Raw genomic sequence first — 13976 nt, 5'->3', positions numbered from 1 at the left:
GCGCGCCCCAGCTCGGCGCCGGGGCCACGATTGGCACCGTCGGCGCGGCAGCGGGGGCGGCGGTGCTGGTCGGCGGGGCCGCCGTCGGCGCGGCCGGTCTGGCCCGGGCGGGCGGTCTCGCCGCGATTCGCGCCGGCAGCCGCCTCGGATCGGGAGGCGGCGATGGCGGGTCCGGTGGGACACCGCCATCACCGGGACCAACCGCGCCGGGATCGCCGCCCTCCTCGGGTGGTGGCTCGGCCGCCACGGCTCCGGCCTGGGCGCGGCAGTTGCGGGCCGAGCAGGCGCGGCGCGCCCACCATCATGCCGCCGCCCAGGCGATCCGCGATGGCGATCGGCCCGGCGCGCCGGCCAATCCCGATCTCTCCAGCAAGGAGGACTGACCATGCGGTTCCGACGCGCCCTCCAGCGTTACGGCGAGACCCCGGTACCGGTGACCCCCTACCAGAAAGCGGCCCAGGCGTGGGACGAGCGGATCGGCTCCGCCCGGGTCCAGGCCCGCAACTGGCGGCTGATGGCCTTCGGCGCGCTGGCTCTGAGTCTCGGCCTCGCCGGTGGTCTGATCTGGCAGGGGACACGCAGCCGGATCGTCCCCTATGTGGTCGAGGTCGACACCCTCGGCCAGGTGCGGGCGGTGGGCCCCGCCATCGAGGCCTATCGGCCCAGCGACGCCCAGATCGCCTGGTATCTCGCCCGCATCATCACCGATGTCCGCGCCTTGTCGTCCGATCCGGTGCTGGTGCGCCAGAACTGGCTCGAGGCCTACGATTTCGTCACCGACCGCGCCGCCCTGTTCCTCACCGAGCAGGCCCGCGCCAGCGATCCGTTCGCCCAGATCGGCACCCGCACCGTCTCGGTCCAGGTCACCAGCGTGGTGCGCGCCTCCGAGTCTTCGTTCCAGGTCAAATGGACCGAGCAGGCCTTTGAGCGCGGCAGCCTTGCCGCCACCAGTCGCTGGACCGCGATCCTGTCGGTCGTGATCCAGCCGCCCCGCACCGCCGAGACGGTGCGCAAGAACCCGCTCGGCCTCTACGTCACCGCCCTGGCCTGGACCCGCGATCTCGATCCCGCCGTTTCGGAAGGGAAAACGCCATGACCCGTCTCGCCCCGATCCTGCTCGTCCTGCTGCTCGCCGCCTGCGCCGCCAAAGAGCCCCCGCCGGCGATTGCCTATGACGGCGCCGCCTTCCATCCCGCCACCATCGCGCCCGAGCCGCCCCGGCCGGTGGAGGTGGTCGAAATCCCGACGCCTTTGCCGCTGCCCGGACAATTGCAGCCGCTGCCCGAGCCGGTCAACCAGGACAAGCGGAAGCCGACAATGCGGGTTGCTGCCGCCAACCGCGCCGCCCTGCGCGAGCCGGTCGCTCCCGGCTACATCAACGCGATCCAGGTCTATCCCTACAGCGAAGGGGCGCTCTACCGGCTTTATGCCGCGCCGGAGATGGTCAGCGACATCGCGCTCGAACCCGGCGAGCAACTGACCGCGGTGTCGGCCGGCGACACGGTGCGCTGGGTGATCGGCGACACCACCAGCGGGGCAGGGGAGGGGCGGCGGGTCCATGTCCTGGTCAAGCCGTTCGTGCCCGGTCTCCGGACCAACCTGATCATCACCACCGACCGCCGCTTCTATCACCTCCAGTTGGAAAGCACGGTTCGCACCAGCATGGCGGCGATCTCCTGGACCTACCCGCAGGGGACCCTGCTCGCGCTGCAACGGCGCAACGCCGCGGCCGAGGCGGCGGCCCCGGTCGCCGGTGGCATTGCCCTCGAATCGCTCCGGTTCCGCTACGCCATTACCGGTGACAATCCGCCCTGGCGGCCGCTGCGCGCCTTTGACGACGGCAGCAAGGTCTATATCGAGTTCCCGGCCCGGCTCGATCAGGGCGAGGCGCCACCCTTGTTCGTGGTCGGACCGGACGGCGCGGCTCAGTTGGTCAATTACCGGGTACGCCGCAACTTTTATATCGTCGACCGGCTGTTTGCCGCCGCCGAACTGCGCCTCGGTGCCGATCCCCAGCAGGTGGTTCGCATCAGCCGCACCGATGGCGCCAGCGGCGGGGGGCGGTCATGACCGAGAGCAAGGTCGATCCGGCCGGGCTGGTGCTGCGCGGGTCGCCGTCGCCGGTCCGCCGCTACCGGCGGGCTCTGCTGATCGGGATCGCCGCGAGTGGGGCGGCGGCGATCTTCGGCCTGACCTGGTGGGGCCTGCGGGGGGCGGCGCTGCGGCTCGGCCCGCCCGCCCCGGAACTCTACGACACCGGGCGCAAGAGCACCCCCGACGGGCTGGCCGCCTTGCCCGGCTCCTACGACCGGATCAAACCGGCCCCGCCGCCACCCCTGGGGCCGCCCTTGCCCGGGGATCTCGGCCGGCCGATCCTCGAACACCAGCGGCAGATGGGCATCGTCCCGGGCGCCGGGCCGGTTGATCAGGCGGCGGCGGCCGAGCGCCAGCGGCTTGCCGCCCAGGCGCTCAAGGCCCGCGAGGCCGGGGTGATGGTCCAGATCGCGGCCCGTCCGGCCCCGGCGGTACCCGTCGTCACCGCTGCGGCGCCGATGGCGGACGCCACCCAGACGGACCTCGGCCGGCTTGCCCTTGATCCCGAGCGCGATCCCAACGCCCAGCAGCGCAAGCTCGATTTCCTCGGCCAGAAGCCGGAGGCGGGGATCTACAATCCGCATGCCCTACAGCAGCCGGCCTCGCCCTGGCAACTGATGGCCGGCAGCGTGATCGCCGCCAGCCTGATCACCGGGCTCAACTCCGATCTGCCCGGGCCGGTGGTGGCCCAGGTGACCGAGAACGTCTATGACAGCGTCACCGGCCGCACCCTGCTGATCCCGCAGGGAGCCCGGTTGATCGGGCGTTACGACAGCGTCGTTGCCTTCGGCCAGTCCCGCGCCCTGCTGGTGTGGCGCCGGATCATCCTGCCCGATGGCAGCTCGATCCAGGTTGAAAGTCTCCCCGCCAGCGATGAGGCCGGCTACACCGGGCTGGCCGACGAGGTCGATTACCATACCGGAACCCTGCTGAAGGGGATCGTCCTCGCCACCCTGCTCGGAATCGGCACCGAGACCAGCACCGGTGCCAACGAGAGCGATCTGGTCCGCGCCCTGCGCCAATCGACCCAGCAGAGCGCCGACCGCGCCGGTCAGCGTCTGACCGAGAAAAACCTCAACGTCCAGCCGACCCTGACCGTCCGTCCCGGCTGGCCGTTCCGCGTCATCGTCCACACGGATCTGATCCTGCGCCCCTATCGGGGCTGAACGGAGGCCGTCATGTTGAAGCTTGGCAAACTGCCCGACCGCACCCCGGTCCGCATCGTCATCACCGTCAGTCCCGACCTTGCCCGCGATCTCGCCGCCTATGCCGAGGCCTATCGTCAGGCCTACGGCCAAGCCGAAGCCGTCGCCGACCTGATCCCGCCGATGTTGGCGGCGTTCCTCGCCAGCGACCGGGGGTTTGCCAAGGCTCGCCAGGATGGGGTGATCGCGGCTGATGCCGTCGAGCCGGTCCGGCGGCGGGGGCGGAAGGGAAAAACCACGGGGGAACCTGCGGCGGGGGGTGGGCCCCTTCCCTCAGGAAGGGAAAGCTGAAGCGAAGCATGGGGGGCAACACCATCAAGCGCGGGGTGATCTTCCGCCGGTTGGGTTGAGGCGACCTAGGCACTGCGCGCCCGCATCGCCGGTGCCATCGCCCGCCGTTGCTTCGCCCTCGGGGGCCACGGTCACCGTGCCGACATCGTGATATTGAAGATAGCCAAGCACTGGCCGCCTGGGACGACCGCGAGGCGGTCGGGCGCGACGACCTCGATCAGGCCGAGGCGCTGGCCTTGCCGCATTGCCACTGCCGCCAGCCGTTTGATGCGATGCTGGGGTAACGGCCCGTTTGGGGCGATGTGAATCAAGAAAAAACAAACGGGGTCCGGTGAATCGCCCTGGTTGGATTGGGGCGAAAGCTCAATGCGTTTACGCGGGTTTCATCGCAACAGGCTGGGGACGGTCGCCCCGCAAATGCGGGATCGTCTTTGCTTTCTCTTCACAAGAATTAACAGCCGACCGGCGTAAAGCTAACAAATTTGCGCCTCTTTTGGCGTTTTTTTTACGGCGAGGCTGCGTATGATCGCAAACCAAGGCGGTAACGAACAGACCATGTCCCGACGAAGCAAGAAGCGGGACAGGAAAAAGTTTGTAATGCCGGGGGCGCGTCGGCCATTCGACCGAATCGAGCCGCCCAAGAATTAAGGATCTCTTTGCAGGGAGGCTTCACCATGAACATCAGCGTGACCGAAGAAACTCTTCAGACGCCGTTCAAGCCGAAGAAATCCGTGGCGCTTTCCGGCGTGACGGCAGGTAACACCGGGCTGTGCACCGTCGGCAAGACCGGCAACGATCTGCGTTACCGTGGCTACGACATTCTCGACATCGCCGAACGCTGTGAATTCGAGGAAGTCGCCCATCTGCTGGTGCATGGCAAATTGCCGACCATCGCCGAGCTGCGGGCCTACAAGATCCGGCTGAAAGCGAAGCGGAGCCTGCCGAGCAACGTCAAGACCGCGCTGGAATGCCTGCCGGCGTCGGCCCATCCGATGGATGTGATGCGGACCGGGGTCTCGGCGCTGGGCTGCGCGCTGCCGGAAAAGGACGATCACAATCTTCCCGGTGCCCGCGACATCGCCGACCGCCTGCTCGCCTCGCTCGGCTCGATGCTGCTTTATTGGTACCACTGGTCCAACAATGGCCGCCGCATCGAGGTCGAGACCGACGACGACTCGATCGGGGCCCATTTCCTGCACCTGCTGCACGGCCGCAAGGTGTCGGAGGTGTGGGAACGGGCGATGCACACCTCGCTGATCCTCTATGCCGAGCATGAATTCAACGCGTCCACCTTCACCGGCCGCGTCATTGCGGGGACCGGCTCCGACATGTATTCGGCGATCACCGGCGCGATCGGCGCGTTACGTGGGCCGAAGCATGGTGGAGCCAACGAAGCTGCATTCGAGATCCAGAAACGCTACGACAGTCCGGACGAGGCCGAGGCCGACATCCGCCGCCGGGTCGAAAACAAGGAAGTGGTGATCGGCTTCGGCCACCCGGTTTACACCGTTTCCGATCCGCGCAATCAGGTCATCAAAACCGTCGCCCACAAGCTGTCGGTCGATGCCGGATCGACCCGGATGTTCGACATCGCCGCCCGCATCGAGGCGGTGATGTGGGACGCCAAGAAGATGTTCCCCAACCTCGATTGGTTCAGCGCGGTCAGCTACCACATGATGGGGGTGCCGACCGCGATGTTCACGCCGCTGTTTGTCATCGCCCGCACCTCCGGATGGGCCGCCCACATCATCGAACAGCGCGTCGACAACAAGATCATCCGTCCGAGCGCTCACTATGTCGGACCGGACGATCGCGCCTTCGAGGCGATCGATCAGCGCCATTGACCCCCGGAAACGCCATGAGCCCCGCATCCTATCGCCGGCCGCTGCCCGGCCTGCCTCTCGACTATTTCGACGCCCGCGCCGCCATCGACGACATCCGCCCCGGGGCCTGGGACGGTCTGCCCTATGTCGCCCGCGTTCTGGCCGAGCAACTGGTGCGCCGCTGTGCCCCCGAGTTGCTGACCGATTCCCTGCGGCAGATCGTCGAGCGCCGCCGCGATCTCGATTTTCCCTGGTACCCCGCCCGGGTGGTCTGTCACGACATTCTCGGCCAGACCGCGCTGGTCGATCTGGCCGGCCTGCGCGACGCCATCGCCGACCAGGGCGGCGACCCGGCCCGGGTCAATCCGGTGGTGCCGACCCAGTTGATCGTCGATCACTCGCTCGCGGTCGAACATGGCGGCTTCGAGCCGGACGCCTGCGCCCGTAACCGCGCCATCGAGGATCGCCGCAACGAGGATCGCTTCCACTTCATCGACTGGACCCGGCGCGCTTTCGAGAACGTCGATGTGATCCCGGCCGGCAACGGCATCATGCACCAGATCAATCTGGAAAAGATGTCGCCGGTGATCCAGGTCCGCGACGGGGTGGCGTTTCCCGACACCTGCGTCGGCACCGACAGCCACACCCCGCATGTCGACGCGCTGGGGGTGATCGCCATCGGCGTCGGCGGCCTGGAGGCGGAAACGGTGATGCTCGGCCGCGCCTCGATGCTGCGGCTGCCGGACATCGTCGGGGTGCGCCTGACCGGCCGGCGTCCGCCCGGCATCACCACCACCGACATCGTGTTGGCGCTGACCGAGTTTCTGCGTCGGGAACGGGTGGTTGGGGCCTGGATCGAGTTTTTCGGCGATGGTGCGGCCAGCCTGTCGGTCGGCGACCGGGCGACGATTTCCAACATGTGCCCGGAATACGGCGCCACCGCCGCGCTGTTTCCGATCGACCGCCAGACCATCGATTACTTGACCCTGACCGGACGCGCGCCGGAGCAGGTCGCGCTGGTCGAGCACTACGCCAAGGTCACCGGTCTGTGGGCCGAGGCGCTGCACGACGTCGCCTATGAGCGCGTGCTGGAGTTCGATCTGGGCCACGTGGTGCGCGCCCTGGCCGGCCCCTCCAATCCGCATCGGCGCCTGCCGACCTCCGACCTTCGGGAACGCGCCATCGCCGTCAATCTCGCTCAGGCCCAGGCCGAGGAGCGGGCCGGCCGGCTGCCGGACGGCGCGGTCATCATCGCCGCGATCACCAGCTGCACCAATACCTCCAACCCGCGCAACATGATCGCCGCAGGCCTGCTGGCGCAAAAGGCGAACGCGCTGGGACTGGTGCGCAAGCCCTGGGTCAAGACCTCGCTCGCCCCGGGCTCCCAGGTCGTCCGGCTGTATCTGGAACAGGCCGGCTTGTTGCCCGAGCTGGAACAACTGGGGTTCGGCATCGTCGGCTATGCCTGCACCACCTGCAACGGCATGTCCGGTGCGCTTGATCCGAAAATCCAGCGCGAAATCGTCGAACGCGACCTCTATACAACGGCGGTGCTGTCCGGCAACCGCAACTTCGACGGCCGGATCCATCCCTACGCCAGGCAGGCGTTTCTCGCCTCGCCGCCGCTGGTGGTCGCCTACGCCATCGCCGGCACCATCCGTTTCGACATTGAACAGGATGTGCTGGGCATCGACCGGAGCGGTCGTCCGGTGCGGCTGGCTGATCTGTGGCCGTCCGACGCGGAAATCGATGCCATCGTCGCCGCCTCGGTCCGGCCCGAACAGTTCCGCCGGATCTACGATCCGATGTTCGCGCCTCGCCGCGAGGAGGCGACGGCGGTCAGCCCGCTGTATGACTGGCGTCCGGCCTCGACCTACATCCGCCGTCCGCCTTACTGGGACACCGAGGGGGTCGGCGCCCTGGCCGCCAATCCCCGCACGCTCCAGGGGATGCGGCCGTTGGCGCTGTTGCCGGACAACATCACCACCGACCATCTGTCGCCGTCCAATGCGATCCTGGCCGATTCCGCCGCCGGCGAGTACCTGACCCGGATGGGACTGCCGGAAGAGGATTTCAATTCCTACGCCACCCATCGCGGCGACCATCTGACCGCGATGCGCGCCACCTTCGCCAACCCGCAGTTGGTCAACGAAATGGCGGTGGTCGATGGCGTGGTGAAGAAAGGCTCCCTGACCCGCCTCGAACCGGACGGCACGGTGATGCGGATGTGGGAGGCGATCGAGACCTACCTTCAGCGCCGGCAGCCGCTGATCGTGATTGCCGGGGCCGATTACGGCCAGGGCTCGTCGCGCGACTGGGCGGCCAAGGGGGTACGTCTGGCCGGGGTCGAAGCGATCCTTGCCGAAGGATTCGAACGGATCCACCGCACCAACCTGATCGGCATGGGCGTGCTGCCGCTGGAGTTCAAGCCGGGGACGACGCGGCTGACGCTGGGCCTCGATGGCACCGAGACCTTCGACGTGATCGGCGAGCCCCAGCCGCGCGCCGATCTTGCCCTGCTCATTCATCGTCGTCAGGGCGAAGTCCTCTCGGTGCCGGTCACCTGCCGCCTCGATACCGCCGAGGACGTGTCGATCTATCAGGCGGGGGGGGTGCTGCAACGCTTCGCCCAGGATTTCCTGGCCGAGGAAAACGCCCGGAAGGAGTCCGCCTGATGACCGCCGCACCACAGATCCGCATTCCCGCCGCCTATATGCGCGGCGGCACCAGCAAGGGGGTGTTCTTTCGTCTGCAAGACCTGCCGGAACCCTGCCGGAGCCCGGGCGAGGCCCGCGACCGGCTGTTCCTGCGGGTGATCGGCAGCCCCGATCCCTATGGCAAGCACACCGACGGCATGGGCGGTGCCACATCGAGCACCAGCAAGGTCGTGATCCTGTCGAAAAGCACCCGGCCCGGCCATGATGTCGATTACCTCTATGGTCAGGTCGCCATCGACAGCGCCTTTGTCGATTGGTCGGGCAATTGCGGCAACCTGTCCACGGCGGCCGGAGCCTTTGCCCTCCATTCCGGGTTGGTCGATCCGGTGGAAATTCTGCCCAACGGTGTCTGCCCGGTGCGGATCTGGCAGGCCAATATCGGCAAGACCATCATCGCCCATGTTCCGATCGCTGATCATGCGGTCCAGGAAACCGGCGCTTTCGAACTGGACGGGGTGACCTTTCCGGCGGCCGAGATCCTGCTCGAATTCCTCGACCCGGCCGACGATGGGGACGAGGCGGGGGCGTTGTTCCCCACCGGCAATCTTGTGGACGAACTCGAGGTGCCCGAGGCGCTGGTGACCGGCGGCCGGCTCACGGCGACGCTGATCAATTCCGGCATCCCCACCATCTTCGTCAATGCCGCCGACCTCGGTTATCGCGGCACCGAATTGCAGGATGCGATCAACGGCGACGCGGCGGCTCTGGCCCGGTTCGAGGCGTTGCGCGCGATCGGCGCGCAACGGATGGGACTGATCAAGGATCCTGCCGAAGCGGTCCGCCGCCAGCATACGCCGAAGATCGCCTTCGTCGCGCCGCCGGCCGATTACGTCGCCTCCAGCGGGCGGACGGTCGCGGCCGACGAGATCGATCTGCTGGTGCGCGCCCTGTCGATGGGCAAGCTGCATCACGCGATGATGGGCACGGCGGCGGTGGCGATCGGCACCGCAGCGGCGATTCCCGGCACCCTGGTCAACCTCGCCGCCGGCGGTGGGGAACGCGGCGCGGTTCGCTTCGGCCATCCGTCGGGAACCCTGCGGGTCGGGGCGGAGGCCAGGCAGGTGGACGGCCGTTGGCGCGTCACCAAGGCGATCATGAGCCGCAGCGCCCGGATCCTGATGGAAGGGTGGGTCCGCGTCCCCGCCGATTCGTTCTGAACGACAAGGAAAAATCATGTCCACCCGTAAAAAGCTCAAGGATCTCGTCGAAGCCCGTCGTGGCATCATCGTTCCGGGCGCGTTCAACGCGCTGTCCGCCAAGGTGGTCGAGGATCTCGGCTTCGAGGCCATCTACGTCACCGGGGCCGGGGTCACCAACATGTGGTTTGGCCTGCCCGATCAGGGCTTCATGGGGCTGGCCGACATTGCCGACCACACCGCCCGCATCCGCGACGCGGTGAGCGTGCCGCTGATCGTCGATGCCGACACCGGCTTTGGCAATGCCCTCAACGTCTATCACACGGTGCGGACCCTGGAGCGCGCCGGCGCCGACTGCATCCAGTTCGAGGATCAGGTGGCGCCCAAGCGCTGCGGCCATTTCGCCGGCAAGGATGTCATTTCGACCGAGGAGGCCGTCGCCAAGATCAAGGCCGCCGCCGACGCCCGGCGTGACCCGGATCTGCTGATCATGGCCCGCACCGACGCCGCCGCCGTGCAGGGCTTCGAGGCGGCGGTCGAACGCGCCCAGCGCTTCGCCGAGGCCGGGGCCGACATCCTGTTCGTCGAGGCGGTGACGACGGCGGAGCAGATCCGCGCCTTGCCGCAGCGTCTGGCCCCGCCGCAGCTGATGAACATGGTGATCGGCGGCAAGACCCCGATCTTCAATGCCGACGAACTGGCCGATCTCGGCTACGGCATCGTGCTGTACGCCAACGCCGCCCTCCAGGGCGCGGTGGCGGGGATGCAGAAAGCCCTGACCGCGCTGCGCGACGACAAGGAGGTCAAAGAGGCGAGCGGGCTGGTCGCCCCGTTCGCCGAACGCCAGCGTCTGGTCGGCAAGCCGGCCTGGGACGCGCTCGAAAAGCGCTACAGCTAGCGCCAGGGCTTCCGCCCGCGGGCAATGCAATAAAGCTGCGCGGGCTCCCGCCCGCGGGCCCGGCCGGGGCGATGCCCCGGACCCCCCTTTGTTTTTATTGATAAAAAAAGGGAGGGGTTTGGGGAGCGTGCTCCCCAAGCGGGGCACGGGGCGGCAGCCCCGTGACGAGGCGACGAACCCGGGATATGACGATGAAGAAAATCAAAAGCGTTCTGGTCGCCAACCGGAGCGAGATCGCCATCCGCATCATGCGGGCGGCTTCGGAACTCGGCCTGCGCACGGTGGCGATCTACGCCAACGAGGACCGCTTCGCCCTGCACCGGTTCAAGGCGGACGAAAGCTATCTGGTCGGCGCGGGCCGCAAGCCGGTTGCCGCCTATCTCGACATCGACGACATCATCCGGATTGCCCGGCGGGCCAAGGTGGACGCGATCCATCCCGGCTACGGCTTCCTGTCGGAGAATCCCGACTTTGCCGAGGCCTGCGCCCGTGCCGGCATCGTCTTCATCGGTCCGCAACCGGCGGTAATGCGCGAACTCGGCAACAAGGTGGCGGCGCGGGCGTTGGCCGAGCGGGTCGGCGTGCCGGTGGTGCCGGCGACCGGGGCCTTGCCGGCGGATCCCGAGGCCTGCCACCGGCTGGCGGCGGAGATCGGCTATCCGCTGATGCTGAAGGCCAGTTGGGGCGGTGGCGGACGCGGCATGCGGGCGATCCATGAAGCAAGCGAACTGCTGCCGGCGATGGAGAGCGCCCGGCGCGAGGCGGCGGTCGCCTTCGGCAATGACGAGCTCTATCTGGAAAAGATGGTGACACGGGCCCGCCATGTCGAAGTCCAGGTGCTGGGCGACCTGCACGGCAACCGGGTCCATCTGTTCGAGCGCGATTGCTCGGTGCAGCGGCGCAATCAGAAAGTGGTCGAACGCGCCCCGGCGCCCTATCTCACCGCCGACCAGCGCGAAGCCCTGTGCGCGGCTGCGCTGAAGCTGGCGGGCGGGGTCGGCTACACCCATGCCGGCACCGTCGAGTTTCTGATGGATGCCGATACCGGGGCCTTCTATTTCATCGAGGTCAACCCCCGCATCCAGGTCGAGCATACCGTGACCGAGGAAGTCACCGGCCTCGATCTGGTCAAGGCGCAGATCGTCATCAGCGAGGGCGGCCGGATCGGCGCCAGCGATTTTCTGCCGGCCCAGGCGGAAATCCGTCTGTTGGGGCATGCCCTGCAATGCCGGGTGACCACCGAAGATCCGGAAAACGGCTTCACCCCGGATTACGGCAAGCTGACCGCCTATCGCAGCGCCGCCGGGGCCGGGATCCGGCTCGATGCCGGCACCGCCTATACCGGGGCCATCATCACGCCCTATTACGATTCCCTGCTGGTCAAGGTCACCGCGCGCGGCCACGACAAGGACGAGGCGATCCGTCGCATGGATCGGGCGCTGCGCGAATTCCGCGTGCGGGGCGTGGCGACCAATCTGGCCTTCCTCGAAAACCTGATCCGCCATCCCGCTTTCCGCGCCGGCACCTGCACGACGCGCTTCATCGACACCACCCCGGAGCTGTTCAGCTTCAAGCCGCGCCGTGACCGGGCGTCCCGGTTGCTCCGTTTCGTCGGCGAGGTGACGGTCAACGGCAATCCGGAGATGAAGGGACGGGCGAAGCCGGCCCTGCCGCTGCCGAAGCCGTGCCTGCCCCCCGCCGACCTCGGCGTCGCGCCGGCGCCCGGCAGCCGCGACCGGTTGCACGCGCTGGGGCCAGAGGGATTTGCCCGCTGGATGCGGGAGGAACGGCGTCTGCTGCTGACCGACACCACCATGCGCGATGCCCACCAATCGCTGTTCGCCACCCGGATGCGCACCGCCGACATGGTGGCGGTGGCGCCCCATTATGCCCGGCTGCTGCCCGAGCTGTTCTCGCTCGAATGCTGGGGCGGGGCGACCTTCGACGTGGCGATGCGGTTCCTCAAGGAAGATCCGTGGGAACGGCTCGACCGCCTGCGCGCGGCCGTGCCCAACACGCTGTTCCAGATGCTGCTGCGCGGTTCCAACGCGGTCGGCTACACCAATTACGCCGACAACGTGGTGCGCTATTTCGTCCAGCAGGCCGCCGCCCATGGCATGGACCTGTTCCGCGTGTTCGATTCGCTGAACTGGGTCGAAAACATGCGGGTATCGATGGATGCGGTGATCGAGGCCGGCGCTCTGTGCGAGGGGACGATCTGTTATACCGGCGATCTGCACGACCCCGATCGCGCCAAATACCATCTGCGTTATTACGTCGCGATGGCCAAAGAGTTGGAAAAAGCCGGCGCCCACATCATCGGGATCAAGGACATGGCCGGAATCTGCCGGCCGGCTGCCGCCCGGGCTCTGGTCAAGGCGCTGAGGGAGGAGGTCGGCCTGCCCCTCCATTTCCACACCCACGATACCGGTGGCGGCGCGGTGGCCAGCGTGCTGGCGGCGGTCGAGGCCGGAATCGACGCGGTCGATGGCGCGATGGACGCGATGAGCGGTCTGACCTCGCAACCCAGCCTGGGCGCCATCGTCGCCGCGCTGGAATTCACCGAGCGCGATACCGGCCTGACCCCGGGCCGGATCGCTCCCTTCTCCCGCTATTGGGAAAATGTGCGGCGCTGTTACGCGCCGTTCGAGGCGGACATCCGCGCCGGCACCTCCGACGTTTACCGCCACGAGATGCCGGGGGGGCAGTACACCAACCTGCGCGAACAGGCCCGCGCGATGGGGCTGGACCATCGCTGGAACGAGGTCGCCCAGGCCTATGCCGACGTCAACCGTCTGTTCGGCGACATCGTCAAGGTGACGCCGTCGTCGAAAGTGGTCGGCGATCTGGCGCTGTTGATGGTCGCCAACGACCTGACGCCGGACGACGTCGCCGATCCGAACCGGGACATCGCCTTCCCGGATTCGGTGGTGGCGATGATGCGGGGCGAGCTGGGTTATCCCGCCGATGGTTTTCCCCGGGATCTTCAGGCACGCATCCTGAAGGGTCGGACGCCGATCGAGGGTCGCGCCGGGGCGCACCTGCCGCCGGTCGATCTCGACCGGGCGCGCGACGAGGGCGAGAAGGCGGTCGGCCGCCACCTCAGCGACACCGATCTGGCCAGTTGGCTGATGTATCCCAAGGTGTTCGCCGATTATGCCGACCATCACCGCCGATACGGCACTGTCGCCGATCTGCCGACCCCGGTGTTCTTTTACGGCTTGAGCGACCGGGACGAGGTCACGGTCGATCTCGAACCGGGCAAGACGCTGATCGTGCGGATGCTCGGCAAAAGCGAGAGCGTGGAAGAGGGCGAGGTCAAGCTGTTCCTCGAACTGAATGGCCAGCCCCGACCACTGCGGATCGCCCGCGCCGGTCTGCACGGTTCGGTCCGAACCCGGCCCCAGGCGGAGGAGGGCAACCCGGCCCATCTTGCCGCGCCGATGCCCGGGATGGTCGCCGTCGTCGCGGTCAAACCGGGGCAAAGGGTGACGAAGGGCAGCCCGCTGCTGTCGATCGAGGCGATGAAAATGGAAATGGCGATCGCCGCCGAGCGTGACGCCACCGTGCTGCGCGTTCACGTCGCGCCGGGCGACGTGCTCAAGGCCAAGGATCTGCTGATCGAGTTCGCCTGAGGGACTGTGCTGTTGGATGCCGCCGTCCCCCGGGGCGGCCTGGAACGAGTGAGAGGATCTGGTCATGCTTGAAGCCTATCGCCAGCATGTCGCCGAGCGCGCCGCGCTTGGGATTCCCCCCCTGCCGCTGTCGGCGGCCCAGACCGAGGCGCTGGTCGCCCTGTTGCGCGATCCGCC

Annotated in this window: 11 protein-coding genes and 1 pseudogene; all 12 read left to right on the top strand. The window is 67.7% G+C overall.

Translation table 11 applies throughout. The features are described from left to right. Positions 1-383 (top strand): annotated as a pseudogene (locus ACFSNB_RS17595) (P-type conjugative transfer protein TrbL); the annotation flags it as partial. A 2-nt stretch (positions 384-385) separates the two neighbouring features. Beyond that, positions 386-1096, top strand: a complete 711-nt coding sequence (gene trbF, locus ACFSNB_RS17590; protein WP_377318964.1) for a conjugal transfer protein TrbF — start codon at positions 386-388, stop codon at positions 1094-1096. Continuing rightward, positions 1093-2070, top strand: coding sequence for a P-type conjugative transfer protein TrbG (gene trbG, locus ACFSNB_RS17585; RefSeq protein ID WP_377318962.1), 978 nt, complete (start codon positions 1093-1095; stop codon positions 2068-2070). The genes trbF and trbG overlap by 4 nt, the downstream gene beginning before the upstream one ends. Further along, positions 2067-3260, top strand: coding sequence for a TraB/TrbI/VirB10 family type IV secretion system protein (locus ACFSNB_RS17580; RefSeq protein WP_377318961.1), 1194 nt, complete (start codon positions 2067-2069; stop codon positions 3258-3260). The genes trbG and ACFSNB_RS17580 overlap by 4 nt, the downstream gene beginning before the upstream one ends. 12 nt (positions 3261-3272) lie before the next feature. Next, the gene (locus tag ACFSNB_RS17575; RefSeq protein ID WP_377318959.1) at positions 3273-3590 is read left to right on the top strand and encodes a DUF2274 domain-containing protein; all 318 of its coding nucleotides are present in this window, start codon (positions 3273-3275) and stop codon (positions 3588-3590) included. Positions 3591-3697: 107 nt separating this feature from the next. Beyond that, positions 3698-3874, top strand: a complete 177-nt coding sequence (locus tag ACFSNB_RS18920; RefSeq protein WP_465264577.1) for a hypothetical protein — start codon at positions 3698-3700, stop codon at positions 3872-3874. Positions 3875-4264: 390 nt separating this feature from the next. Then, on the top strand, positions 4265-5434 hold the full coding sequence (prpC, locus tag ACFSNB_RS17570; RefSeq protein WP_377318957.1) for a bifunctional 2-methylcitrate synthase/citrate synthase: 1170 nt from the start codon (positions 4265-4267) through the stop codon (positions 5432-5434). A 14-nt stretch (positions 5435-5448) separates the two neighbouring features. Further along, positions 5449-8088, top strand: coding sequence for a Fe/S-dependent 2-methylisocitrate dehydratase AcnD (gene acnD / locus ACFSNB_RS17565; RefSeq protein ID WP_377318955.1), 2640 nt, complete (start codon positions 5449-5451; stop codon positions 8086-8088). After that, on the top strand, positions 8088-9287 hold the full coding sequence (prpF, locus tag ACFSNB_RS17560; protein WP_377318953.1) for a 2-methylaconitate cis-trans isomerase PrpF: 1200 nt from the start codon (positions 8088-8090) through the stop codon (positions 9285-9287). The genes acnD and prpF overlap by 1 nt, the downstream gene beginning before the upstream one ends. 16 nt (positions 9288-9303) lie before the next feature. Next, a complete protein-coding gene (locus ACFSNB_RS17555; RefSeq protein WP_377318951.1) occupies positions 9304-10164 on the top strand; it encodes an isocitrate lyase/PEP mutase family protein in 861 nt (286 codons plus the stop codon). Between the two features lie 191 nt (positions 10165-10355). Beyond that, positions 10356-13799 (top strand): pyruvate carboxylase, encoded by a 3444-nt coding sequence (locus ACFSNB_RS17550; RefSeq protein ID WP_377318949.1) that lies wholly within the window; start codon positions 10356-10358, stop codon positions 13797-13799. A gap of 64 nt (positions 13800-13863) precedes the next feature. After that, positions 13864-13976, top strand: a 113-nt coding sequence (locus tag ACFSNB_RS17545) for a hypothetical protein (RefSeq protein ID WP_377317135.1), incomplete at its 3' end; no start/stop codon positions are given.

It is taken from the genome of Phaeospirillum tilakii, assembly GCF_042683125.1.
GTDB lineage: Bacteria > Pseudomonadota > Alphaproteobacteria > Rhodospirillales > Magnetospirillaceae > Phaeospirillum > Phaeospirillum tilakii.
The sequence above is the reverse complement of the archived record's forward strand: the minus strand, read 5'-3'. Positions and strand labels throughout refer to the sequence as shown.